This window comes from Bradyrhizobium sp. FW305-F6 (assembly GCF_058782905.1).
The window spans coordinates 575,629-599,591 of sequence record NZ_JBYSYD010000002.1 but is presented as its reverse complement, the minus strand read 5'-3'; the positions used below and the strand labels follow the sequence as shown (position 1 = coordinate 599,591).

Below are 23,963 nucleotides of genomic sequence, written 5' to 3'. Positions count from 1 at the left end.
GCGCGCAGCGCGAGCGGGGCGGGGTGATCTCTCCACGCGGGCAGTATTCGACGCGGAGAGACCGTCACCCCACCCCGGTTCGCATTCCGCTTCGCTTCATGCGCACCGACCCTCCAGGGGAGGGTAAGAGCGCGGCAGGCTCATGCCTAGCACGCTTGGCGCCTTGATTGAACTTGGCAGCGCGAGCGGCTAAGCAGCAGGCGCAATTCGGAGGAAGCACATGTCGACGCCCACGGCGGTGGCGCTGGAAGATGCCAAGGTCGCGTTCCGCCTCGGGGACGGGCGGGTCTATACGGCAGTGGAGAAAGCTCATCTCGCGGTGGTGCCGGGCGAATTCGTGGCCATTGTCGGGCCGACAGGCTGTGGCAAATCGACATTGCTCAACGTTGCTGCGGGACTGCTCAAGCCCGAAGCGGGCAGCGTCAGGATTTTCGACCGGCCGCTCGCGGGGCTCAATCGGGATGCCGGCTATCTGTTCCAGGCGGATGCGCTGTTCCCCTGGAAAACCGCGCTCGACAATGTCGCGATCGGGCTCGAGATCAAGGGCAATCCGCGCGCTGCGGCGCTGTCCCGGGCGCAGCAATGGCTGACCTCCGTCGGCCTCGGTGCGTTCGCGGGCCGGTATCCTCACATGCTTTCCGGCGGCCAGCGCAAGCGCGTGGCGCTGGCGCAGGTGCTGATCCGCGACCCCAAGATCCTCTTGATGGACGAGCCGTTTGGTCCGCTCGATGCGCAAACCCGCCAGGTCATGGGCAATCTGCTGCTCGACCTCTGGAGCGCCGACCGCAAGGCGGTGCTGTTCGTCACCCACGACCTCGAAGAGGCGATCGCGCTCGCCGACCGCGTTGTGATCATGTCGGCCGGGCCGTCCTCGCGCATCATCGGCGACTGGCGCGTGAACCTGCCGCGTCCGCGCGACATCTTCGAGGTGAGGCTCGACAAGGAGTTCCACGAGCTGCATCGCGAGATCTGGGGCGTGCTGAAGGACGAGGTGATGAAGAGCTACGCGCAATCCACTCAGGCGGCGGAGGCGGTCTGATGTCGCGCCCGACGCTGTTCGCGCTGCAGATCCTGGTCGCCGTCGTCGGCATCGTGCTGTGGCAGGTGCTGACGACCGTGCCCGTGTTCGGCAAGATCCTGCTGCCGCCGTTCTTCTTCTCCAATCCGTACGACGTGTTCAGCCAGATCGTGAAATGGTTCGCCTCCGGCGTGATCTGGAAGCATCTCGGCATCACGCTGGCAGAATCGCTTCTCGCCTTCGTGATCGGTTCGTTCGGCGGCGTCCTGGTCGGCTTCTGGTTCGCGCGCCAACCGCTGGTGGCCGCGGTGTTCGATCCCTACGTCAAGATGGTCAACGCGCTGCCGCGCGTGGTGCTGGCGCCGATCTTCGCGCTGTGGCTCGGGCTCGGCATCTGGTCCAAGGTCGCTCTCGGCGTGACCTTGGTGTTCTTCATCGTCTTCTTCAACGTCTATCAGGGCGTCAAGGAAGTCAGCCGCACCGTGCTCGACAACGGCCGCATGCTCGGCATGAGCGAGCGGCAATTGATGCGGCACGTCTATTGGCCCTCGGCGCTGTCCTGGATGTTCTCCTCTCTGCACACCTCGGTCGGCTTCGCCGTGGTCGGCGCGGTGGTCGGCGAGTATCTGGGTTCGGCCGCGGGCCTAGGCTATCTGATCCAGCAGGCGGAGGGCGTGTTCGACGTCGGCGGCGTGTTCGCGGGCATGTTCGTGCTGTCCGCCTTCGTGATCCTGATCGACTACGGCGTCACGCTGGTGGAGCGCAGGCTGCTGGTGTGGCGGCCGGCCGCGTCGGACGGGCGTGGATAGGCCGCCTCGTTGCGCGCTGACATTTATGTGATCGGCGGGCCGGAATAGAACGCGCGGCCGCGCGTCAAACCCCCATGCGACCACCCGCATGGGAGTTCTTGATGTACCCGTCACAGTTTCGCTGCGCCGTAGCGGCGCTCTCGGCCAGATGTCGATGGCCCAGGTCCGGATTCGGCGCGGCGTTCCTCGCCGCGCGCATTCTCGTCGCGTACGCGGTGCCTCCGCTCGCGTTCGCGCATGAGTCCCATCCGGCCAGCCCGCCAGCTGCGCTGAGCACGGAGGAACGTGCCTTTCTGGAAGAAAATGAAGCCGCCATGACCAAGATGATGAACAACATGGCGGTCAAGCCGACCGGCGATGTCGATCGCGACTTCGTCGCGATGATGAAACCGCATCATCAGGGCGCGATCGACATGGCGGTCATCGAATTGCGCTATGGCAAGAACGAGCAGCTGCGGCGCATCGCCCAGGAAATCATTGTCGACCAGATGCAGGAGATCGCGGCGATGAAGCTCGCCATAGGCGAGCCGGCCACGGACACCGCACCTGCTCCGACGCAACCAGCATCCGCTCCGGTGGCCAACGTTCATCGTCATTCGGGCATGCAGATGGATATGCCTGCTGGAATGAAGAAGTAGGAGCTACAGACATGAACGCATCGAAATGCAGGGTTGTGAGAAGCATTTTCCTGGCCGCCACGATGCTTGCAGGCGGATCCGCTGCATGGGCGGGGCAGGCACCGGGCGCGCTGTCGGCCCCCGATATTCCGATCAGCCACCACGACCGCGTTTACGCCGCAGAACAATTCTCGAATACGGTTTCGGTCACCGACCCCGTCGACAACAAGCTGCTTGGCGTGATCCGGCTGGGCGACCCGCAACCTGGGAATTTCAGCCCGCTCTACAAGGGCCAGGTCCTCGTGCACGGCATGGGCTTCTCACCGGATCACAAGACGCTCGCCGTGGTCTCGATCGGTTCGAACTCCGTGAGTTTCATCGACACCACGACCAACGCCGTCAAGCACGTGACCTACGTCGGGAGGTCGCCACACGAGGCGTTCTACACGCCGGACGGCAAGGAGGTGTGGGTAACCGTCCGTGGCGAAAACTACATCTCCGTCATCGACCCGAGCAGCTTCAAGGAGAAAACCCGCATCACGACCCCGAACGGGCCCGGAATGCAGATTTTCTCACCCGACGGCAAGTATGGCTACATCTGCTCGTCCTTCAATCCCGAGACCGACGTGGTCGCTGTTGCCGAGCACAAGATCATTGCGAGGGTGAAGCAGGAGAGCCCATTCTGCCCGAACATCGCGGCGACGCCGGATGGCAATCAAGTGTGGTTCACGTTGAAAGACGTGGGCCGGACCCAGGTGTTCAACGCGAGGCCGCCGTTCAATGCGATCAAGACCATCGAAACCGGCCCGATCACAAATCACGTCAACTTCGCGCATACGCCGAACGGCACGTTTGCCTATGTCACTGTCGGTGGCCTGAACGAAGTGAAGGTATTCCGCACCGACGACTTCTCGCAGGTCGCGACGATCCCGGTCGGTAGTCTTCCGCACGGTGTGTGGCCGTCCGGCGACGGGACCCGCATCTATGTCGGGCTGGAGAATGCCGACGCGCTTGCGGCTATCGATACGGCAACCAACAAGGTCATCGCCAACGTTCCGATCGGCCAGGCGCCGCAGGCGATCGCCTATGTCCCGAACGCCGCGCCAAACCCGGATGACCGCCAAAACCTGCAGGCTCTCGGCCTTGCCGGCCAGGTTGCTCATCTCGCGCTTGTATCGAAGGGTGGTGCGGGGGGCGGCCAGGCGCCGACCAGCGTGTCGCTGTTCGATCAGGGCTTGATACAGGTCCTGCAGGCTTCAGTGACGGGACTTCAGCCCAGGCAGAAATATGTGCTGGCGCTGGCGGACCATGGCGACGGAAGCGGGCCACTGCAGCCATTGGCGGCGTTCATGACCAATCCGGCCGGATCGGCCATCGTCAACGCGACCGGTCCGATCCGGCAGATCGTCGACCAGTCTGCCGCGGCAGCCAAGCGATATCTGGTGATTGCGTCCGGCGACGCGGCCATGCCGGGCGAAGTCATTCAAATCGAGGCGCGATGACGTTCGGCGGGCTTCAACCGAGATGAGGCGGAGCGCGTCATGAAGGATATGCTGGTTCAGGTCGAGCCGCTGATTCCCGCGCTCCGCCGCTATGCGCGTGCGCTCACGCGCGATCGCGCGGCGGCTGACGATCTTGTCCAGGACTGCCTGGAGCGCGCCGTCAGCCGCTGGCATCAGCGGCGCGATGGCAGTGTCCGCGCCTGGCTCTTCACCATCCTCCACAATCTGGCGATCACGCAATTCCGCCAGGCTACGGCGCGGGGAAGGCATATGCCGATCGACGATGCGGATGAGCAAGTGCTTGTCAGCTCGGCGGCGCAGGAACAAAGACTGATCTACCAGGACGTCCTGAGCAAGCTTGCGCGACTGCCCGAAGAGCAACGAGCGGTCTTGCTGCTGGTCGCGGTCGAGGATCTCTCCTACGCGGATGCTGCGAAAGTTCTCGGCGTTCCCGTGGGCACCGTGATGTCGCGCTTGTCGCGCGCACGGGAGCGGTTGCAACAGGAGATGGATGCGGTGGGACCGGGGAACGTCGTCGCATTGCGGAGCTTGAAATGAACCACCGGCCGATCACGGAAGATGATCTCCACGCCTATGTGGACCAGGCGCTCGAGCCCGAGCGTCGCGCCGAGGTCGCATCCTATCTGGACGAGCATCCGGATGTCGCCAACCGCGTTGCGGGCTTCGCCAACCAGCGCGAACTGCTGCGTGGCGCGCTCGCGTCAATCGCCGACGAGCCATTGCCCGCGGAATTGAACCTGACACACATCATCGAGAGCCGGAAGCGCCGTCCCCTGCGGGCGTGGCGGGCAATCGCTGCGATGTTGCTTCTGGGTATCGGAGGCCTCGGCGGATGGACCATGCGCAGCGTACTGCAGGATAGCTCGAACGGACTATCCGCGTTGGCCCACGAAGCAGCCTATACTTATGGCGTTTACGCACCGGATCGCGTGCGACCGGTCGAGATACGGGCGTCAGACAGGGCAGAGCTCACGCAATGGATATCCAATCGGCTGAAACAACCGGTCAAGGTACCGGACCTCTCCGTCTCGGGCTATCGGCTGATGGGCGGGCGCCTGGTCGCTACCTCGCACGGTCCGGCCGCGATGTTCATGTACGACGACGATCGCGGCGATCGTCTCGTGGTACTGACGCGTCCGATGAGCAGCCGTAATCAGGATGCGCCGATGATGCCGCAGTCGTCCGGCGACGTCGCAGGTTTTGCCTGGATAGATGACGGCCTTGGCTATACCCTCGTCGGCCAGCTTCCGACAGACACCCTCAAGCCGATCGCGAACGAGATCCGGAAGCAGGCGCGCGCGATCTAGCGGCGAAATTCACGAAACGGGCCCGCGCATCGGCGCGGGCCCATTCGCGAGGGCTCAATCCGGCAGCGTGACGTCGTCAGGCGCCTGCGGCGGCGTCTTGATCTTCCCCATCGGGAATTGCTCTTGTCCGGGCACGCTATTGTGCCGAAAGGCCGATGGCCAGCGCACTCCGGCGGTGCTTCTCAATCCGGTCCCGCTGCTCTATGGTGCCGCCGGCCGAACGGAGGAAACCAATGAAGAACACGATTGCCAGGCTCGCCGGCGCGCTGCTCGCGCTGATGCTCACCACGTCGCTTGCGGCGGCGCAAAGCAAGGTGACCATTGCGGTCGGCGGCGGCTCCTGCCTGTGCTATCTGCCGACGGTGCTGGCCAAGCAGCTCGGCGAATACGAGAAGGCCGGCCTGAATGTCGAACTGGTCGACCTCAAGGGCGGATCGGACGCGCTGAAGGCCGTGCTCGGCGGCAGCGCCGACGTCGTCTCCGGCTATTTCGACCATTGCGTCAATCTCGCCGCCAAGAAGCAGGAGCTTCAATCCTTCGTGGTCTATGACCGCTATCCCGGCCTCGTGCTGGTGGTCGCGCCCTCGCGCACCAACGATATCAAGTCGGTCAAGGATCTCGCCGGCAAGAAGGTCGGCGTGAGTGCCCCCGGTTCCTCAACCGACTTCTTCCTCAAATACATGCTCAAGAAGAACGGGCTCGATCCCACCAGCGTTGCCGTGATCGGCGTCGGCCTTGGCGCCACTGCGGTCGCCGCCATGCAGCAGGGCCAGATCGATGCGGCCGTGATGCTCGATCCTTCGGTGACCGTGCTCCAGGGCAGCTACAAGGATCTGCGCATCCTGTCGGACACCCGCACCCAGAAGGACACGCTCGAGACCTTCGGCGGCGAGTATCCGGGCGGCGCGCTCTACTCGACCGTGGCCTGGATCAACGGTCACGAGAAGGAGACGCAGGCGCTGACCAATGCCATCCTCGCCACGCTCGCCTGGATCCATTCGCACAGCCCCGAGGAGATCATGGCGAAGATGCCGGAGGAGACGGTCGGCAAGAACAAGGATCTCTACCTTGCCGCATTGAAGAACACGATCCCGATGTATTCCGAGACCGGCAAGATGGACCCGAAGGGCGCCGACGCCGTGCTTGCGGTGTTCAGCGTCGGCTCGCCCGAAGTGGCGAACGCGACGATCGACGTCAGCAAGACCTTTACCAACAGATTCGTCGAGCAGGCCAGGAAGACCACGGGGAGCGCCAAATAGCCGATGCGAAGGTGCAGCCAGGCGTCATGACGTTACCGGTCATCCATCGCGTCACGACGCTTGACCTTGCCGTGCGCCCGATCCCGTGGCCGTTCGCCGACGAACGCCGCGCCGAGATCGCGGCGCATTTCGCCGAGAAGCAGCGCGAGCGGCCGAAGATCTGGAACGGGCGCGTCCTGCTCGGGCGCGACGCCGTGTTCAACGATGGTCACCTGACGGCGACCTATTTCCAGACGGATTTCGCGAGCTTCCTCGCCTGGCGGGACTGGGACTTTCCGGACAAAGCCGTGTTCAACGGCTTCGGCATGGGCGCGCTGCGCGCCTCCGACGGCGCTTTCATCATGGGCGAGATGGCGCCCCACACCGCCAATGCTGGCCGCATCTATTTCCCTTCGGGCACGCCGGACCTCGACGATGTGAAGGATGATGTGCTCGACATTCCCGGCAGTGTCGTCCGCGAGCTCGGGGAGGAGACCGGCCTGACCGCGGCCGACTACAGGATCGAGCCGGGCTGGCATTGCGTCGTCTCCGGCCCGACGATTGCGATGCTGCAGGTCATCAACCTGGATGTGCCGGGCGAGGTGGCCCGCGCCCGGATCGAAGCCAATCTCGCGCGCGAGGCCGAGCCGGAATTATCGGCCATCCATCTCGTGCGCGGGACGGGTGATCTGAGGCCGTCCATGCCGCGATTTGTCACGGCCTTCGTCGAGCACCAGTTCGCCTCGCGCTGATGCGCGAGGCTTGACATCGTCGCGCGCAGCCCATGTGATGGGAACTAAGCAAAAGCAATAAGAATGCGATGCACAATCGTCCAGGGAGGTTTTGATGCGCCTGCGCATGGCTGCCCGTTTGGTACGTGGGTTGTTGGTCGCCGTATCGGCGACGGGCTTGGCGGTGTCCGCCGAGGCTCAAGAGAAGAAGCTCAAGATCGGCGTCATCTATGATCTGACCGGGCCGCTCGCCGGCGGCGGTTCGGAGCTGCAATATACCGGCGCCAGGATCATGCTGGATCAGTACAGCGCGAAGGACGTCGAGGGCTACAAGATCGAGGCGATTTATGCCGATGCCCAGAGCAAGCCGGACATCGCCATCAATGAAGCGATCCGTTTGATCGAGCAGGAAAAGGTCGACATGCTGCTCGGCTTCTTCTCCTCGGCGCAGTGCGTGCCGGTGGCAGCGCGGGTCGAGCAGCTGAAGAAATTCATGTGGATCACGACCTGCATTTCGTCGGCGGTGCTGGAGAACAAGAACTACAAATACGTGTTTCGCCCGCAGGCTTCCGGCGATCAGTTCGGCATGATGACGATGGACTTCATCGCGCAAAACACGAAGGAAAAGCTCGGCAAGGATGCGAAGGACCTGCGGGTCGCGATCATCCACGAGGACGGCGCCTACGGTGTCGATGTCGCCAAGGGCAACGAGGCCGGCGCCAAGAAGGCTGGTTTCAACATCGTGCTAAGGGAAGGCTATTCAGCGACGGCCCCGGATCTGTCCGCGCTGGTCACCAAGCTGAAGCGGGCCAAGCCGGATGTGGTCTTCCACACCGGCTATAATCCCGACATCACCCTGCTACTCCGCCAAGCCCGCGAGCAGGGGCTGAAGTTCGGCGCGTTGGTCGGACATGGCGCCGGCTACGGGGTCTATGAGAAGCTCAAGGAAGGCCTGGGCGCCGACGTCAACTACGTCTTCAACACCGATCCGATCTCGATCTGGCTCGCCAACCAGAAGAGCATGGATCCGAAGCTGCCGCCGATCATCAAGGCGGTGGGCGAGGAGTTCGACAAGCGCAAGCCGGGCCTCGCCATCCGATCGGCCCATGTCGGCATGGCTGCGTCCAACACCTATTTGTTCCTGAACGACGTGCTGCCGCGAGCGATCAAGAAATACGGCGGCATCGACCCCGACGCCCTGCGCAAGGCAGCACTCGACACCGACATACCCGAAGGCGGCACCATGCTCGGCTTCGGCGTCAAATTCCACGGCGAGGGCTCGCCAATGGCCGGTCAGAACGAACGCTCGTTCCCCGTCGTGATCCAGTACGTCGACGACAAGTCCTATGTGGTGTGGCCCAAGAGTCAGGCGCAGCGCGAGGCCGTGCTGCCGCTACCCAAGGGCACCACCTACAGCAACCAGTAGCGGCGGAGAGCCTTGGTGCTGGAAGTCAGCGGCCTGGTGAAGCGGTTCGGCGGCTTCACCGCCGTCAACAACGTGTCGTTCCGGGTCGACCAGGGCGAGATCCTCGGCCTGATCGGCCCCAACGGCTCGGGCAAGAGCACGATCTTCAACATGCTCTCCGGCACGCTGGCCCCGACCTCCGGCTCGATCCAGTTCGCCGGCTCCGAGATTGCCGGCCTTGCACCGCACCGCATCATCAACCGCGGCATCGGCCGTACCTTCCAGATCCCGCGCCCCTTCCGCCGCCTGACCATCTTTGAGAACGTCGCGCTGGCGGGCTTCTACGGCCAGGGCCGCCATAGCCGCGCCAGGGCGGAGGAGGCGGCCGAGCGCTCGCTGGCGATGGTCGGCCTGCCGACCGATCGCCACGCCGGCGTCGACGGGCTCGGCGCGGCGGGCTTGAAGAAGCTTGAGCTCGCCAAGGCGCTCGCCACTGCGCCGAAGCTGTTGCTCGCCGACGAGAGCCTCGGCGGGCTCGACGAGGCCGAGATGGACCAGGCCGCCGACATGCTGCGCAACATCCGCGACGAGCTCGGCATCACCATCATCTGGGTCGAGCACATCATGGGCGTCCTGATGCGCGTCGTCGACCGCGTCATGGTGCTCGATCACGGCGAGAAGATCTCGGAAGGCTTGCCGAGCGCGGTCGCGGGCGATCCGCGCGTCATCGAGGTCTATCTCGGTACCGATGCCGAGACCACGCAGGCCGCGGCCGCCGAAGCGCGCCGCCGCGCAGGGGGCTAGGCGATGCTGGAGCTTCGCGGCGTCAATGCCGGCTATGGCAGCTTCCAGGCGCTGTTCGATGTCGACCTCGACGTCAGGGCCGGCGAAGCCGTCGGCGTCATCGGCCCGAACGGCGCGGGCAAGACCACCTTGATGCGCGTCATCTCCGGCCTGATCCGTCCCTCGCGCGGATCGATCAGGATGGAAGGCACCGACGTCGTCGCGACGCCGCCGCACAAGATCGTCAGCCTCGGCATTGCGCATGTGCCGGAGAACCGGCGGCTGTTCCCGCAGCTCACGGTCGACGACAATCTCAAGATGGGCGCCTTCATGAAGGAGGCGCGCGACCACTACGTCGAGCGCCTCGAGGTCGTGTTCGACCTGTTCCCGCGCCTGAAGGAGCGCCGGCACCAGATGGCCGGCACTATGTCCGGCGGCGAGCAGCAGATGTGCGCGATCGGCCGCGCGATGATGTCCAATCCGAAGCTGCTGCTGCTCGACGAGCCGTCGGCGGGTCTGGCGCCGGTCGTGGTGCAGCAGGTGTTCGAGCTGGTGAAGCGAATCCGCGCCAGCGGGCTGACGGTTCTGATCGTTGAGCAGAACGTGCAGCAGGTGCTGAAAGTGGTCGACCGCGCCTACCTGATCGAGGCGGGCACGATCAGGGCGTCGGGCACCTCGGCCGAGATGCTGGCGAGCAACACGGTCAAGGAAGCGTATCTCGGGGTGTGACGGGCATGCAGGGGTTCCTCGACGTCTTCGACATCTATCTGCTGGAGGCCGTGATCAACGGCATCCTGCTCGGCGGCGTGCTGGCGCTGCTGGCGCTCGGACTCAACCTGATCTTCGGCGTCATCGACGTGACCTGGATCTGCTATGCCGAGCTCGTGATGATCGGCATGTACGGTATGTATTTCCTGGTGCAGTATTACGGCCTCAGCTATTTCGTTGCCGCTCCGCTCACCATCCTGCTGGTCGCCGTGCTCGGCGCCGCGCTGCACTACCTCGTGATCGCGCCGCTGCTGACGGCCCCTCCGATCAACCAGCTGCTCGCGACCGGCGGCGTGCTGTTCGTACTGCAGAGCTTTGCCACCGTCGCCTTCGGCATCGACTTCCGCAATCTCGGCATCCGCCTGCCGGTGCTCGCCTTCGGCGACATGAATTTCAGCTACGCCCGGTTGCTGTCCTTCGGAGCCGCGCTGGTCGGCATGGTCGCGGTCTACCTGTTCATGACACGGACCTTCACCGGCACCGCGATCCGCGCCATTTCCCAGGACCGCCAGATCATGGCGCTGATGGGCGTCGACACCAGGCGGATCTATCTCATCACCTCCGCGCTCGGCGGCGCGCTGGCCGGGCTCGCCGCGTGCCTGCTGGTGCTGCAATATGACGTGCATCCCTTCGTCGGCCTTTCCTTCGGACCGATCACCTTCCTGATCTGCGTGCTCGGGGGCCTCGGCAACTTCATCGGCGGCTTCATTGCCGCCTTCGTGTTCGCAGAGATCATCTCGCTCGGCGGCCTGTTCTCCGACCTCGAATGGGGCTACGTGCTCGCCTTCGCCTTCTTCATCGTCATGATGTTCATCCGGCCCGCGGGCCTGCTTGCGAGGCGCCGATGACGGGGCAGGGGCGGCTCGCAGCCTGGGGGATCGGACTGGCGGCGCTGGTCGCGCTGCCATTCCTCTATCGCGATCCCTATCATCTGCACATCCTGGTGCTGATCCTGATCTGGTCGTTCGCCTACACGTCCTGGTCGATGATGGGACGTTTCGGGCTCGTCTCGCTCGGACATGGCGGCTTCATGGGGATCGGCGCTTATGTCACTGCGCTCTCGTGGAATCACCTCGGCCTGACGCCGTGGATCGGCATTCCCATCGGCATGGTAGCGGCGGGTGCGCTGGCGCTGATCGTTGGCTATCCCTGCTTCCGCTTCCGCATCACCGGGCACTATTTCGTGCTGGTGACGCTGGCGCTTTCCGGCATCGTCCTCCAGGTCATCACCGCGACGCGCGACTACACCGGCGGCTCACTCGGCTACACGCCGGACCGGGCATCGGGCAACAGGCTGCTGGCGCTGCAATTCGACGACAAGACCACCTGGTACCTGATCGCGCTTGCGGTATGGCTGTTCGGCATCGTGGTCTGGCACTGGGTCGACCGCAGCATGGCCCGCTATGCCCTGGAGGCGATCTCGGAAGATGAGGACGCTGCGGCTGCGGCCGGCGTCGACGTCACCGCCGAAAAGCTGAAGATCACGCTGCTCAGCGCGTTGATGACGGCGCTCGCCGGTGCGATCTACTGCCAGTACCAGATGTTCATCACGCCTGATACGGTCAGCGGCATCGCGGTGTCGCTGCAGATGGTGTTCGCGGCCATCGTCGGCGGCCTGTTCGTCTCGCTCGGCCCGACCGTGGGCGCCATCATCACCATTATGCTGGCCGAGACCTTGCGCATCGGCTTCGGCACCAAGGCGGTCGGCTGGGACAACCTGGTCTACGGGCTGCTGCTCGTGCTCTTCATCATATTCCTTCCCAAGGGCATCCTTGGTAGCTTGCTCGACCGATTGAAGAAGCCGCAACGCAAGGTAACCCGCGCTCATGAGCAAGAAGCCGTCGAAATCGCTCGCCCAGGAGCTTGACCGCTACATCACGCCATTCCGCTACGATGGCTCCGGCAAGTTTCACCTGAAGGACCACAAGACCGACGAGAAGGGCGATCTCGACAAGGAGAGAGCACAGGCGATCCTCGAGGCCAACAAGAAGCGGCTGGTCGGATTTCAGGAGAAGCTTTACGCGCAGGACCGCTGGTCGCTGCTGATCGTGTTCCAGGCCATGGACGCCGGTGGCAAGGACAGTGCGATCAAGGCGATCTTCGAGGGCATCAATCCGCAGGGCTGCGAGGTCCATGCCTTCAAGGCGCCGAGCAGCAAGGAACTCGACCACGACTTTCTCTGGCGCCACGCGATCGCGCTGCCCGAGCGCGGTCATATCGGCATCTTCAACCGCTCGCACTACGAGGAATGCCTGGTGACGCGGGTGCATCCGGAGATCCTCGCCAAGGAGAAGCTGCCGCCCAAACTCGTGACCAAGAACATCTGGAGGGAGCGGTTCGAGGACATCTCCGCCTTCGAGCGCTATCTCAGCCGCAACGGCACCGTGGTGCTGAAGTTCTTTCTGAACCTGTCCAAGGAAGAGCAGCGCCGGCGCTTCCTCGATCGGCTGGAACAGCCGGCCAAGCAGTGGAAGTTCTCCATGGACGATATCAAGGAACGTGCGCTGTGGCCGCGCTACCAGGCGGTGTACCAGGACATCGTCCGTCACACGGCAACATCGCACGCGCCATGGTACGTCGTGCCTGCCGACCACAAATGGTTCGCCCGCGTTGTGATCGGCTCGGTGATCAACGCGGCGCTGGAAAAGCTCGACCTGCGTTTCCCGCGCGCCGACAAGGCCTCGCTGGCCGAGTTCGACGAAGTGCGCAAGGCACTGGAGAAAGAGGGCGAGGGAAGCAAGGGAGGCAAGACAGACAAGGGAGGCAAGGGGGCGACGTGACAGCCAGCCGGCTCTCCGACCGCAAGACCGTCAACTTCGCGCTCCAGGGTGGAGGCGCGCACGGCGCCTTCGTTTGGGGGGTGCTAGACCAGGTGCTCGAGGACGGCAGGCTCGCGATCGAGGCGATCAGCGCCACCAGCGCCGGCGCAATGAATGCGGTGGCGATGGCTTCGGGCATGGCGAACGGAGGCGCCGAGGCGGCGCGGGAGAGCCTGCACGCATTCTGGTACGAGGTGTCGCGCATGGACATGGCGTACGATCTGATGTCGCCGCTGAACCAGTGGATCCAGGCCTTGAGGCTGCCGCCGGAATATCATCCGGTCCACGCCGTCATCCATACGCTGACGCACACGCTGCCGCCGGGCCTGCTCAACCCCTTTCATTTCAATCCGCTCCGCACGCTGCTGCAGCGCGTCGTCGATTTCGACCGGCTCAATTCCTCGCCCGAGGCGCCGCAGCTGTTCCTCAACGCCACCAACGTCCGCACCGGCAAGATCAAGGTGTTCCAGAGCCCGCTTCTCACGGCGGAAACCGTGCTCGCCTCGGCCTGCCTGCCGCCCTATTTCCAGGCCGTCGAGATCGACGGCGAGCATTATTGGGATGGCGGCTATCTCGGCAATCCCGCGATCTATCCGCTGATCTACCGCAAGGGCAGCCACGACGTCATCATCGTGCAGGTCACGGCGATCCGGCGCGACGAGCTGCCGACCAGTGCCGCCGACGTCCTCCACCGCATCAACGAGATCAGCTTCAACTCGTCCCTGATGCGCGAGATGCGCGCGATCGCCTTCGCCACGAGGCTGATCGACGGCGGCGAGCTCGACAGCGACAGGCACAGCCGCATGTACATGCATTGGATTGGCAACGACCAGCTGATGTCGCAGCTCGGTACGGCCACGCAATTCCATCCCGAGTGGAGCCTGTTGTGCCGCCTGCGCGATGCGGGCCGCGAGGCGGCGCAAAGCTGGCTGGCGGAAAACTTCGACCAGATCGGGAAGTCCTCGACCGTCGACCTCGCGGACATGTTTCTTTAAAACGCGAAAACAACCCCATGCACAGTAGCCGGGGTTAGCGAAATCAATGACTTGCCCATCGGGTCATGTTCTTGCGGATTTTTCGAAGCTGGTTTGACTCGTCGGGCAAAACAGGGGCATGATGTCACCATGCCTCGCCGCGCCCTTTGAGGTCCGCATCTGCGTGCGCAAGCGCTTCGCGATTGGAGCCGTTCGGGGAACCCGCGCGCCAAATGTGATCGTCATATCCTTTGATCCTGCTTGACAGTTTTGTGGCTCAGGCGGACCATCGCAATGGTCGCAGACAGGCGACGCGCAACGTCCACCTCATGAGCAAGGGGAGGTCTATGACTCCACCTCCGCAAATCCAGCCGCGTTGATTGCGATGGAGCTCGTTCGGACTATCGCATAGCGGCAGAAACCGCGAACGGCACGCCGGGTCAAGGTTTAGCGGGCTGCATCAGTGAGGCAAAGCCCCTACCTTCCCGGCGCTGTTTCTTGCATCACCGGTCGCGTTAGGCGGCCGTGACGTAGCTGGCCTCGACTGCCGTCATTGACATTCTGCCTCTTGTCCTCCTTTTCCTGGCCGTCATTCCGGGCCGATCCTCCGAAGTAGCGCCGTGGTTCCAGATGGCCTTTGCGCGACCTGAGCGCGCGCCTCGTCCTTCGAGACGGCGCTGACGCGCCTCCTCAGGATGAGGCTAAGCGGCATGGACCTTGTTGAAGCTCCTTCCGCGCACGCGGTCCTATTCCGGGGGAGCCCGCGCAAGCGGGTGTCTCGAAAGATCGCGACGCGCGCGAAATTGGCCTGCGACGGCGTCAATCGAACTCGCGAGTTCCCCCATCATGGCATCGCGGCAAATGCCAAGAGAATGTCGCCTCGGAGGCCCATTTCCGACACAGGCCGGGGGCGAATAGCGGCTATCCGACATGACGCATGCGCTTTGGCTGTGACGGTCTCGACACCGCCGGCGCATCATTTTTTCAGGGACTCTTCGTGTCGCCCAAGCTTGCCCCCGCGCTTCTCGCCGTTCTCTTCCTCGCGATCTCCTTTGTCTCTACCGCCAGCGCCGAGGCGCCTCGGCCGGCGCCGAATAATGCTGCCGCGGTGTCAGGCGAGGAGGCCAGGCGCGCGCTGGAGACGCTCCAGGACGACAGGAAGCGCGCGCAGATGATCGATACGCTGCGTGCGATCGCCAATGCATCCGGTCCGCAGCAGCCCGCGACGCCCGCGACCGAGCCGAAATCGCCGATCCCGCTCTCGGCCGACGGCCTCGGTGCGCAGCTCCTGCTCACCGTGTCGGAGGAGATCGGCGAAATCTCGCGCGAGATCGCCGGCATGGCGCGGACGCTCACGCACTTCCCGGCGTTCTATTATTGGATCATGCGGACCGCGAACGATCCCGCGGCCTATCACCTTCTGATCGAGATCGCCTGGAAGCTGGCGCTGGTGTTCGGCTTGGCCTTCTGCGCGGAATGGGTGATCTTCCGCCTGATCCGGCGTCCGGTTGCGTTCCTGGATGCACGCGCGCCGCACACCGCGCGCCTGCCAGCGCAGGGGCTGCCGATCGCCGATCCGCCGCCGTCGGTCGTGGATGTCACTCCCGAGCCGGAGTTGAACAAGCGTCGTCGCAGCCTCGCACGGGTCTGGCAGGCCATGCTGCGGCTGCCCTTCGCGCTGGGCCGCATCGTCCTCGAGCTGCTTCCCGTCGTCGTCTTCATCGCCGTCGCTACCGCGCTGCTCGGGACCGAGATCGGCCAGCCCACGACCGTCCGTCTCGTCATCCTCGCAGTCGTCAACGCCTACGCGTTCTCGCGCGGGCTGATCTGCGTGGTGCGGGCGCTGGCCGGGCCGTTCGGCCTGTTTCCGGTGCGAGCGGAGACTGCCGCCTATATCGAGATCTGGGCACGCCGCATCGTCGGTGTCGGCGTGACCGGCATCGCCTTTGCCAACGTGGCGCTGCTGCTCGGCCTGCATCGCGCCGGCTACGCCGCGTTGCTGCGCATGGTGATGCTGGTCGTGCATCTCTTCATCGTCGTCATCATCCTGCAATGCCGCCGCCAGGTCGCCGACGCCATCCGGGGGCCGGCCGCGCGGCAGGGCATCGGGGCCCGTTTGCGCAACCGCATCGCCGGCGGCTGGCATTATCTTGCCATCGCGCTCGACCTGGCGCTGTGGGCGGTGTGGGCGCTCAACATCCGCAACGGCTATTCGCTGCTGCTGCAATATTTCGTCGGCACCCTTGCGGTGGTGCTGGTGACGCGCGTGGTCATCATGCTGACGCTGAGCCTGATCGATCGCGGCTTCCGCATCGGGCCGGAGATCCTCCAGCGCTTTCCCGGCCTCGAGATCCGCGCCAACCGCTATCTGCCGCTGCTCCGCAGGGTCGTATCTGGCGTGATCGCCTTCGTCGGCTTCGTGGCCGTGCTCGAAGTCTGGGGTGTCGACGCCATCGTCTGGTTCTATGGCGGCCAGATCGGCAGCCGGCTGATCTCGGCCGTGGTGACGATCGGCCTCGCCGTGTTCATCGCAGCGGCCATCTGGGAAGCCAGCAATGCGCTGCTGGACCGCCAGATCAACACGCTGTCCCGGGACGGCCACTATGCCCGTGCCGCGCGCCTGCGTACCTTCCAGCCGATGCTGCGCACGGCGCTGCTCTGCCTGATCGCCACGGTCGTCGGCCTCACTGCGCTGAGCGAGATCGGGGTCAACGTCGCGCCGCTGCTGGCGGGCGCCGGCATTGTCGGCATCGCGATCGGCTTCGGCTCGCAGAAGCTGGTGCAGGATCTCATCACCGGGCTGTTCCTGCTGCTGGAGAACACGGTCCAGGTCGGTGACACCGTCAGCGTGTCGGGGCTGTCAGGCGTCGTCGAGAACGTCTCGATCCGCACCATCCGCCTGCGCGCCGGCGACGGCGCCGTCCACATCGTACCGTTCAGCGCGGTCACCACCATCACCAATGCCAGCCGCGGCGCCGGCAACGCCTCGGTCAGCGTCAACGTCGCCTACAAGGAAGACACCGACCGCGCCGGCCAGATCCTCAAGGACATCGTCGACGAGATGCGACGCGAGCCGGACTTCCGGGCACTGATCCGCGGTGATCTCGAGCTCTGGGGCATCGACAAGGTCGACGGCGCCATGGTGTCGATCGTCGGCCAGATCCGCTGCACCGAGGCCGGCCGCTGGCCGGTCCAGCGCGAGTTCAACCGGCGCATGAAGCTGCGCTTCCAGCAGAACGGCATTGAGGTCGCGTCCGCCACGCAGACCATCCTGATGCACATCGCGCCACCGGCCGAGAGCGCGACCCATCTGACGCCGCGGCGGGCGGCGGGATAGACGCGCCGCATCACGTCCCTCACCCTGAAGGCTTTTGAGGGCTATCGCCTTTCCCGGGCGCGACCGGTCGCGAAGAATCCATTCGGCGGCGGAGTTCGTTGCGCGATGGATTCCGGGTTCGCGCTGGCGCGCGCCCCGGAATGACGTGAGAGGGAGAGAAGACGCGCCGCTCCCAATACCTCGCCATGAGGAGGGGATTGCCGTGTTAACCTTTTGACGCGCAGCTGCGGGTCGTTTGCGACGGTCTCGCTGCGGTGCGAGATCACAATCAAGACCTCGGTCTCTCGGTCCTTGATCTCATGGGAGCGCTGGCCGACAATGGCTGCGGTTCAATGAGACTTCCTGGGGGAATTTGTGAATAGGCCTGCTCGCGTCGCTGCCCAACCGCCATCATCCGATCAATCGCACGGCATGGCGCTGCTGCGCGACCCCCTGCTCAACAAGGGGACCGCCTTCACGGAATCCGAGCGCGCGGCGCTCGGCCTGCGCGGCCTGCTGCCGCCCTGCGTGCTGACGATGGAGACACAGGCCCAGCGCGTGCTCACCAATCTGCGCACGCTGCCGACGGACCTCGAAAAATACGTCGCGCTGAACGCGCTGCATGACCGCAACGAGGCGCTGTTCTTCCGCGTCGTCGTCGACCATATCGACGAGATCCAGCCCATCATCTACACGCCGACCGTCGGGCTCGCCTGCCAGAAATACGGCCTGATCTTCCAGCGGCCGCGCGGCATGTTCATCTCCTCGCGCGATCGCGGCCAGATCGCGGAGATCCTGAAGAACTGGCCGTATCAGGCCAAACTCATCGTCGTCACTGACGGTGAGCGCATCCTGGGCCTCGGCGACCTCGGCGCCAACGGCATGGGCATTCCGGTCGGCAAGCTCTCGCTCTATTCGGCCTGTGCCGGCGTGCATCCGGAAGCGTGCCTGCCTGTCGTGCTCGACGTCGGCACCAACAACGAGGAGTTGCTAAACGATCCCTATTATCTCGGCCTGCGCCAGCGACGGCTCACGGGCGAGGCCTATGACAGCTTCGTCGACGAGTTCATGCAGGCCGCGCGCAAGACGTTCCCGGGCGTGCTGATCCAGTTCGAGGATTTCGCCAATCATTCGGCCTTCAAGCTGCTGCACAAGTACCGGGATGAGGCCTGCGTCTTCAACGACGACATCCAGGGCACCGCGGCGGTGGCGCTCGCCGGCCTGTTCTCGGCTCTGCGCATCTCCGGCGGCAAGCTGACGGACCAGAAGATCCTGTTCCTCGGCGCGGGCGAGGCGGCCACCGGCATCGCCGATCTCGTGGTCTCCGCCATGATGGCGGAGGGACTTTCCGAGGCGGACGCGCTGCGTCGCAACTGGCTGGTGGATTCCCGCGGTCTCGTGGTCGGCGGCCGTGACGGCCTGTCCGGCCACAAGCTGCGCTACGCCCACGAGGGCCAGGCGCCCATCGCCGACTTTCTCACCGCGATCAAGACGCTTAAGCCGACGGCGATCATCGGCGTTGCCGCAGTCGGCGGCGCTTTCACGCCCGAAGTGCTCAAGACGATGGCTGAGCTCAACGAGCAGCCGATCGTGTTCGCGCTCTCCAACCCGACCTCGAAGGCCGAGTGCTCGGCCGAGGATGCCTATCGCTATACGGGAGGCCGCGCGCTGTTCGCCTGCGGCAGCCCGTACGATCCGGTAACGCTCAACGGCCGGAGCTTCGTGCCGCGCCAAGGCAACAATTCCTACATCTTCCCCGGCGTCGGCCTCGGCGTCATCGCCAGCGGCTCGCGCCTCGTGACCGACGAGATGTTCATGGCGGCGGCTCATACGCTTGCCGATTGCGTCGGCGAGGATGACCTCGCGCAAGGCAGCCTCTATCCGGCACTGCCGCGCATTCGCGAAGTCTCGGTCCGCATCGCGGCGGCCGTCGCGGACGTCGCCTACCAACGTGGGCTCGCGGACGGACCCGCACCCAACGACGTGAAGGCCCTCGTTCAGTCGCAGATGTACGAGCCGCACTACTGACCGGCCTGCGGGCCAGAACGGCTCGGTTCACGCTAACGTCTCCACATCGTCATGGCCGGGCTTGTCCCGGCCATCCACGTCTTGTCGGCGGCACGAAGAACGTGGATGCCCGGGACAAGCCCGGGCATGACGACCTCTGCACAAATCAGATGCGATCGCCTTGCCTGTAAAGCGGGGATAAGGCGCGAGCCTGACGCGCTCTGTCCCGATTCAGAACAAGTCACTGTGGTGAAATCGCCACAGCTGACGCGAAACGACGGCGGTCCTAGAGCCGCTTTTGTTCCGACAAGGTTCTGCCCTCATTGCCCACCGAAAATCGGGCCGTTCGGAGGGCGTACCATGTCTCGCATTGCACGTACCGAAACGGCCCGGATTTCCTTCACAACCTCATGCCGGCTGCTGCTCGCCGTCGTCGTCGCAGCATCGCTGGCCGCCTGCGCGCAGGCGCCGGTCGGCCGCCAGAAGGCCGATCTTGCCGGCACCAGCCGGCAGGCCGCAGTGGAGCGCCCGCACAGGGTCGCCGCGCTGCATCCGCGCCCGATCAGCCGGGCGCGCGCTGGGAATGGTGAGGCAAAGCAAACGACGGCGCACGGTGTCGCCAGCTTCTATTCGGATACGGTGACAGCGAGCGGCGAGAAGTTCGACAAGAACGAATTGACCGCGGCGCATCCCACGCTGCCGTTCGGCACCAAGCTGCGCGTCACCGACACGTCCTCAGGCCGCTTCGTCACCGTCAGGGTCAACGATCGCGGACCTTTCGTGCGCGGACGCGTTGTCGACGTCTCGCCTTCCGCCGCCGAAGCGCTCGGCATGGTCGACAAGGGCATCACCACTGTCAGGCTCGAGGTCGTGCAATAGATCACAGCGCGTCGAGGCCGACGCAGCCGCTTAACCGGCTGTTAGCGGCTTTTCGAGCACCATGGCTTCCCACGCAATTCGGGGCTTTCGGGGGGCAGCGCTTGAACACGATCCAGTATCTCGAAGATCAGGCCGCGCGCGCCGAGCGGCTCGCCAAGCGGATCACGGATACGTCGACGATCGAAAAGCTCCTGACCTTCGCGGGCGAACGCCGCCGCGAAATCGAAGTCATCGCCGGCAAGCGCTGCCGCAACTAAAGCTCCTCAGGAATGGCCTTCCACGAAATCGCTGAGATAGTCGGGAAGCTCAATTCCATCGATCTCGCAGCGGGCACGGATCTCGCCGGCGACATCGGTCGAGATGTCCTTCATCCAATGTTCGAGCGTGTTGAACGAGAGCACCTTGACGGGATCGTTGAAGCAGCCGGCGACGAGCTCGCCGATCGTGGTTTCGAGATCGCTTCGCTCGACAGGAACTTCGGTAGCCTCACCGCGGCGATCGATCACCACGAATAGGGTCTGGTCCGCCCCGTAAGGAACGATCGGTGATGGTAGGCCGGCGTCAAGCATCTCGATGCGCTCACGTCCTTGCTTCCGATCCCTGACAACGGGGAGATCCGGAAGAAGGTTCCTGTCGCGAGATTGCGATGCCGTCAGAGAAATTCTCTCAGGCGCGATAATTCGATGACGTGTTCGGGGGAGAGGATGTCCGTGACCAGCGGCGGCTGTGCCGTCGTGTGGATCTCATAGAGGTGCCGCGTCGTCGGCGGCTTCTGCATGAAGGCCGAGATGCACTGGTCAAGCGTGCCTTCGATGACCTGATAGGGCTCCCGGTCAGGCTGACGCTGGTTTGCCAGCGACGGCCACTTATGCAGCACCGCAAGCGCGCCGAAATCGACCTTCGAATCCCCGACTACGTCCCCCATGCCTGGTCCTCACGCAAAAGACGACCCCAGCACACGGATTCGCGTGCCGGGGCCGATACACCTGTCGCTGTATCACAATGCCACGACCACACAACGCAGCCGCCGGGAACAAGTTCCCGGCGGCCTTGTCGGTGCATCAGCTCGCGGCGGCCGCGATCCGGAGCCCCGGGCTGGCGTTGCCCTTGTTGTTTTCGTCACTGCTGCCGACCTTGGGCGGGAGCCCGGCGAAGCGCCGCAAGGCTTCCGCCATCTGCACCCGGCCGGGCACGCCGGTGATCACCACATCGACCATGGCGAAGGACGAGTGGAAATGGCCGCGCGCCTTGAGCTGCTCGACCGGCACGCCAGCTGCGGCCATGGCCTCGGCATAGGCGATACCCTCGTCGCGCAGGGGATCGAACTCGCAGGTGACGACGAAGGCCGGTGGCAGGCCGCCGACCTTGCCACGGAGCGGCGAGACGCGTGGGTCGGTGCGGTCGGCCGGCGAGCAGTAGAGGTCCCAGAACCAGTACATCAGCGAGCGCGTCAGGAAATAGCCGACTGCGTTGTCGTTGTAGGAGGGCCGGTCGAACGTGCAGTCGGTGACCGGGCAGACCAGAAGCTGGCCAGCGATGTCGGGTCCGCCGCGGTCGCGTGCGAGCTGGCAGGTCACGGCGGCGATGTTGCCGCCGGCGCTCCAGCCGGCGACCGAGACCGGCCCGGGCTTGCCGCCGAGTTCGGCAGCGTGCTCGGCGATCCAGCGTGCTGCCGCGTAGCCGTCCTCGGCAGCCGTGGGGAAACGATGCTCCGGCGCATGACGATAGCCGACGCTGACGAACATCATGCCGGTCCGCCGCACCATGTCGCGGCAGAACGGCTCGTCCGACTGCTCGTCGCCGAGCACCCAGCCGCCGCCGTGGAAATAGACCACGACCGGATGCGGTCCCGGCGTCGCCGGCTTGTAGACGCGGTAAGGCAGCGTGCTGTCGGCGATGGGCAGGGTGCCGTCGACGATGTCGCCGATCGGCCGCCCCGCAGGCCGGCCCTTGTTGAACTCGTTGACGAAGGCGCGCGCGCCGATCGCGCCCATCGACTCGATCGGCGGCAGGTTCAGCGACGCCAGCAGGTTCATCACCATCCGCACGTCCGGCTGGAGCCGCACCACCTCGCCGTCGTTGCATTGCACGGCGCCATCGGGGCCGGTGAGCTTGAAGCCCAGCATGCCGCGGCTGACCACCTCGTCGCAGATGCTGCGATAAGGACCGACGCCGCCGGTATAGGGCATCAGGCCCTGCACCTTGCCCGGCACGTTGGCGCCCGTGTACCAGGTGTTGGCGAGCCGGTGCAGCGTCAGCATCGCGCAGTCGGCCATGTGCCTGTTCCAGCCGGCCTGCGCCGTCTCGGTCGGCTCCATCGTGGTGAATCCGGCATCGCGTAAGCCGGCGATCCGATCGACCACCCAGTCGACATGCTGCTCGATCGACACCGCCATGTTCGACAGCACCGACGGGCTGCCGGGCCCGGTGATCATGAAGAAGTTCGGGAAGCCCTTGACCGTGAGTCCGAGATAGGTCTGCGGCCCCTGGGCCCAGACGTCGGTGAGCGACTTGCCGCCGCGGCCGGCGATCGGGTGCACGGCGCGGATCGCGCCGGTCATGGCGTCGAAGCCGGTCGCGAACACGATGACGTCGAGGTCGACGCTACGCCTGGTCGTGGTGATGCCGCTCGCGGTGATCGCCTTGATCGGCTCCTGGCGCAGGTTGACCAGCGTGACGTTCGGCCTGTTGTAGGTCGCGTAGTAGTTGGTATCGAGGCAGGGACGCTTTGCGCCGAACGGATGATCATCCGGCGTCAGCGCCGCGGCGGTCTCGGGATCCCTCACGGCCGCGCGGATCTTTTCGCGGATCAGGTCCTGGACGATCTTGTTGCCGTCGAGATCGACGGCCTGATCGGCCCAGAGCTGGCTCAGGATGTGGACGAGATCGCCCGCTGCCCAGGCGCGCTCGAACCGCTCGCGACGCTCGGCATCGCTCAATTGCCAGCTCACGACGGTCTGCTGCGGGTAGGGCACGCCCGCCATCGACTGGCGCGCCTGCTCGCGATAGGCGGCACGGTCGCTCTCGAACAGGCTCATGCGGTCCGCCGGCGCCGGGCCGTTATGCGCCGGCAGTGCGAAGTTCGGCGTGCGCTGGAACACGGTCAGATGCGCAGCCTGCTCGGCGATCACAGGGATCGACTGGATCGCCGAGGAGCCCGTGCCGATCACGCCGACGCGCTTGCCTGTCAGATCGACGCCGTCATGCGGCCAGCGTCCGGTGAAATAGACCTCGCCCTTGAAATCCTTGACGCCGTCGATTTCCGGCGGCTTCGGCGCGGAGAGGCAACCGGTGGCCATGATGTAATGGCGGCAGGAGACCGGCGCGCCGTTGTCAGTGGTGACGAGCCAGCGTTCGGCCGTCTCGTCCCAGGTGGCTGCCGTGACCTTGGTCTTGAAGCGGATGTCGCGCCTGAGATCATAGCGGTCGGCCACGAAGCCGAGATAGCGCAGAATTTCGGGCTGGGTGGCGTATTTCTCCGACCAGGTCCAGGCCGTATCGAGCTCGGGATCGAACGTGTAGCTGTAGTCGATGGTCTGGATGTCGCAGCGTGCGCCCGGATAGCGGTTCCAGTACCAGGTGCCGCCGACGTCGCCGGCCTCGTCGAGCCCGACTGCGGAGAAGCCGGCCCTGCGCAGGCGATGGAGAAGATAGAGGCCGGAAAATCCGGCGCCGACCACGGCGACGTCGACCTGCTGAGCGGTTCCGCGCTCATCGGAGGCACGTGTAGCAACCATTGCGTCAGGCATGGCATTCCTCCCTTATGTTT

At 64.8% G+C, this 23,963-nt stretch carries 22 protein-coding genes; 19 read left to right on the top strand and 3 right to left on the bottom strand.

The window, feature by feature from the left end:
• Positions 1–220 precede the first annotated feature (220 nt).
• The 19 genes from AC3WLX_RS14140 to AC3WLX_RS14050 all read left to right on the top strand — a co-directional run bounded on the left by AC3WLX_RS14140 (position 221) and on the right by AC3WLX_RS14050 (position 20,451).
• The gene (locus AC3WLX_RS14140; RefSeq protein WP_492336399.1) at positions 221–1,039 is read left to right on the top strand and encodes an ABC transporter ATP-binding protein; all 819 of its coding nucleotides are present in this window, start codon (positions 221–223) and stop codon (positions 1,037–1,039) included.
• A complete protein-coding gene (locus AC3WLX_RS14135; RefSeq protein ID WP_492336398.1) occupies positions 1,039–1,827 on the top strand; it encodes an ABC transporter permease in 789 nt (262 codons plus the stop codon). The genes AC3WLX_RS14140 and AC3WLX_RS14135 overlap by 1 nt, the downstream gene beginning before the upstream one ends.
• Positions 1,828–1,928: 101 nt before the next feature.
• Complete coding sequence (locus tag AC3WLX_RS14130) at positions 1,929–2,465, top strand: DUF305 domain-containing protein (protein ID WP_492336397.1); 537 nt, start codon at positions 1,929–1,931, stop codon at positions 2,463–2,465.
• A gap of 11 nt (positions 2,466–2,476) precedes the next feature.
• Positions 2,477–3,946: a YncE family protein gene (locus tag AC3WLX_RS14125; RefSeq protein ID WP_492336396.1), complete on the top strand. Its 1,470-nt coding sequence runs from the start codon at positions 2,477–2,479 to the stop codon at positions 3,944–3,946.
• Positions 3,947–3,985: 39 nt separating this feature from the next.
• A complete protein-coding gene (locus AC3WLX_RS14120; protein ID WP_492336395.1) occupies positions 3,986–4,504 on the top strand; it encodes a sigma-70 family RNA polymerase sigma factor in 519 nt (172 codons plus the stop codon).
• Positions 4,501–5,274: an anti-sigma factor family protein gene (locus AC3WLX_RS14115; protein WP_492336394.1), complete on the top strand. Its 774-nt coding sequence runs from the start codon at positions 4,501–4,503 to the stop codon at positions 5,272–5,274. Before AC3WLX_RS14120 ends, AC3WLX_RS14115 begins: the two co-directional genes overlap by 4 nt.
• Before the next feature lie 233 nt (positions 5,275–5,507).
• Positions 5,508–6,533: an ABC transporter substrate-binding protein gene (locus AC3WLX_RS14110; protein ID WP_492336393.1), complete on the top strand. Its 1,026-nt coding sequence runs from the start codon at positions 5,508–5,510 to the stop codon at positions 6,531–6,533.
• Positions 6,534–6,559: 26 nt separating this feature from the next.
• Positions 6,560–7,264 carry an NUDIX hydrolase gene (locus AC3WLX_RS14105; protein ID WP_492336392.1) on the top strand — a complete coding sequence of 235 codons (705 nt, stop codon included), beginning with the start codon at positions 6,560–6,562 and terminating at the stop codon, positions 7,262–7,264.
• Positions 7,265–7,358: 94 nt separating this feature from the next.
• The gene (locus AC3WLX_RS14100; protein ID WP_492336391.1) at positions 7,359–8,669 is read left to right on the top strand and encodes an ABC transporter substrate-binding protein; all 1,311 of its coding nucleotides are present in this window, start codon (positions 7,359–7,361) and stop codon (positions 8,667–8,669) included.
• A gap of 15 nt (positions 8,670–8,684) precedes the next feature.
• Complete coding sequence (locus AC3WLX_RS14095) at positions 8,685–9,452, top strand: ABC transporter ATP-binding protein (protein ID WP_492336390.1); 768 nt, start codon at positions 8,685–8,687, stop codon at positions 9,450–9,452.
• 3 nt (positions 9,453–9,455) lie between these two features.
• Positions 9,456–10,160: an ABC transporter ATP-binding protein gene (locus AC3WLX_RS14090; RefSeq protein WP_492336389.1), complete on the top strand. Its 705-nt coding sequence runs from the start codon at positions 9,456–9,458 to the stop codon at positions 10,158–10,160.
• Positions 10,161–10,165: 5 nt separating this feature from the next.
• A complete protein-coding gene (locus AC3WLX_RS14085; protein ID WP_492336388.1) occupies positions 10,166–11,047 on the top strand; it encodes a branched-chain amino acid ABC transporter permease in 882 nt (293 codons plus the stop codon).
• Positions 11,044–12,066 carry a branched-chain amino acid ABC transporter permease gene (locus AC3WLX_RS14080; protein ID WP_492336387.1) on the top strand — a complete coding sequence of 341 codons (1,023 nt, stop codon included), beginning with the start codon at positions 11,044–11,046 and terminating at the stop codon, positions 12,064–12,066. Before AC3WLX_RS14085 ends, AC3WLX_RS14080 begins: the two co-directional genes overlap by 4 nt.
• Positions 12,026–12,979, top strand: a complete 954-nt coding sequence (locus AC3WLX_RS14075) for a polyphosphate kinase 2 family protein (protein WP_492336386.1) — start codon at positions 12,026–12,028, stop codon at positions 12,977–12,979. Before AC3WLX_RS14080 ends, AC3WLX_RS14075 begins: the two co-directional genes overlap by 41 nt.
• Positions 12,976–14,013, top strand: coding sequence for a patatin-like phospholipase family protein (locus tag AC3WLX_RS14070; RefSeq protein ID WP_492336385.1), 1,038 nt, complete (start codon positions 12,976–12,978; stop codon positions 14,011–14,013). Before AC3WLX_RS14075 ends, AC3WLX_RS14070 begins: the two co-directional genes overlap by 4 nt.
• Positions 14,014–14,989: 976 nt before the next feature.
• Positions 14,990–17,329, top strand: coding sequence for a mechanosensitive ion channel domain-containing protein (locus AC3WLX_RS14065; RefSeq protein WP_492336384.1), 2,340 nt, complete (start codon positions 14,990–14,992; stop codon positions 17,327–17,329).
• A gap of 354 nt (positions 17,330–17,683) precedes the next feature.
• Positions 17,684–19,336, top strand: a complete 1,653-nt coding sequence (locus AC3WLX_RS14060; RefSeq protein WP_492336383.1) for an NAD-dependent malic enzyme — start codon at positions 17,684–17,686, stop codon at positions 19,334–19,336.
• 339 nt (positions 19,337–19,675) lie between these two features.
• Positions 19,676–20,194, top strand: a complete 519-nt coding sequence (locus AC3WLX_RS14055; protein ID WP_291630887.1) for a septal ring lytic transglycosylase RlpA family protein — start codon at positions 19,676–19,678, stop codon at positions 20,192–20,194.
• Between the two features lie 101 nt (positions 20,195–20,295).
• On the top strand, positions 20,296–20,451 hold the full coding sequence (locus AC3WLX_RS14050; protein ID WP_291630885.1) for a hypothetical protein: 156 nt from the start codon (positions 20,296–20,298) through the stop codon (positions 20,449–20,451).
• Positions 20,452–20,457: 6 nt separating this feature from the next.
• Here the strand turns inward: AC3WLX_RS14050 and AC3WLX_RS14045 are convergent, their stop codons facing one another.
• The 3 genes from AC3WLX_RS14045 to AC3WLX_RS14035 form a co-directional block, all read right to left on the bottom strand.
• On the bottom strand, positions 20,458–20,763 hold the full coding sequence (locus AC3WLX_RS14045; RefSeq protein WP_291630883.1) for a hypothetical protein: 306 nt from the start codon (positions 20,761–20,763) through the stop codon (positions 20,458–20,460).
• Between the two features lie 83 nt (positions 20,764–20,846).
• Positions 20,847–21,119, bottom strand: a complete 273-nt coding sequence (locus tag AC3WLX_RS14040; RefSeq protein ID WP_492336382.1) for a hypothetical protein — start codon at positions 21,117–21,119, stop codon at positions 20,847–20,849.
• Between the two features lie 136 nt (positions 21,120–21,255).
• Positions 21,256–23,943, bottom strand: coding sequence for a flavin-containing monooxygenase (locus tag AC3WLX_RS14035; RefSeq protein WP_492336381.1), 2,688 nt, complete (start codon positions 23,941–23,943; stop codon positions 21,256–21,258).
• Positions 23,944–23,963 lie beyond the last annotated feature (20 nt).

Excerpts from the sequence above, each read along its gene's own strand:
- AC3WLX_RS14040 (WP_492336382.1), bottom strand. The coding sequence starts at position 21,119 with ATGGGGGACGTAGTCGGGGATTCGAAGGTCGATTTCGGCGCGCTTGCG.
- AC3WLX_RS14135 (WP_492336398.1), top strand. The coding sequence starts at position 1,039 with ATGTCGCGCCCGACGCTGTTCGCGCTGCAGATCCTGGTCGCCGTCGTC.
- AC3WLX_RS14080 (WP_492336387.1), top strand. The coding sequence starts at position 11,044 with ATGACGGGGCAGGGGCGGCTCGCAGCCTGGGGGATCGGACTGGCGGCG.
- AC3WLX_RS14055 (WP_291630887.1), top strand. The coding sequence starts at position 19,676 with ATGTCTCGCATTGCACGTACCGAAACGGCCCGGATTTCCTTCACAACC.
- AC3WLX_RS14125 (WP_492336396.1), top strand. The coding sequence starts at position 2,477 with ATGAACGCATCGAAATGCAGGGTTGTGAGAAGCATTTTCCTGGCCGCC.
- AC3WLX_RS14115 (WP_492336394.1), top strand. The coding sequence starts at position 4,501 with ATGAACCACCGGCCGATCACGGAAGATGATCTCCACGCCTATGTGGAC.
- AC3WLX_RS14140 (WP_492336399.1), top strand. The coding sequence starts at position 221 with ATGTCGACGCCCACGGCGGTGGCGCTGGAAGATGCCAAGGTCGCGTTC.
- AC3WLX_RS14045 (WP_291630883.1), bottom strand. The coding sequence starts at position 20,763 with ATGCTTGACGCCGGCCTACCATCACCGATCGTTCCTTACGGGGCGGAC.
- AC3WLX_RS14090 (WP_492336389.1), top strand. The coding sequence starts at position 9,456 with ATGCTGGAGCTTCGCGGCGTCAATGCCGGCTATGGCAGCTTCCAGGCG.
- AC3WLX_RS14130 (WP_492336397.1), top strand. The coding sequence starts at position 1,929 with ATGTACCCGTCACAGTTTCGCTGCGCCGTAGCGGCGCTCTCGGCCAGA.
- AC3WLX_RS14120 (WP_492336395.1), top strand. The coding sequence starts at position 3,986 with ATGAAGGATATGCTGGTTCAGGTCGAGCCGCTGATTCCCGCGCTCCGC.
- AC3WLX_RS14110 (WP_492336393.1), top strand. The coding sequence starts at position 5,508 with ATGAAGAACACGATTGCCAGGCTCGCCGGCGCGCTGCTCGCGCTGATG.
- AC3WLX_RS14105 (WP_492336392.1), top strand. The coding sequence starts at position 6,560 with ATGACGTTACCGGTCATCCATCGCGTCACGACGCTTGACCTTGCCGTG.
- AC3WLX_RS14075 (WP_492336386.1), top strand. The coding sequence starts at position 12,026 with ATGAGCAAGAAGCCGTCGAAATCGCTCGCCCAGGAGCTTGACCGCTAC.
- AC3WLX_RS14035 (WP_492336381.1), bottom strand. The coding sequence starts at position 23,943 with ATGCCTGACGCAATGGTTGCTACACGTGCCTCCGATGAGCGCGGAACC.
- AC3WLX_RS14085 (WP_492336388.1), top strand. The coding sequence starts at position 10,166 with ATGCAGGGGTTCCTCGACGTCTTCGACATCTATCTGCTGGAGGCCGTG.
- AC3WLX_RS14100 (WP_492336391.1), top strand. The coding sequence starts at position 7,359 with ATGCGCCTGCGCATGGCTGCCCGTTTGGTACGTGGGTTGTTGGTCGCC.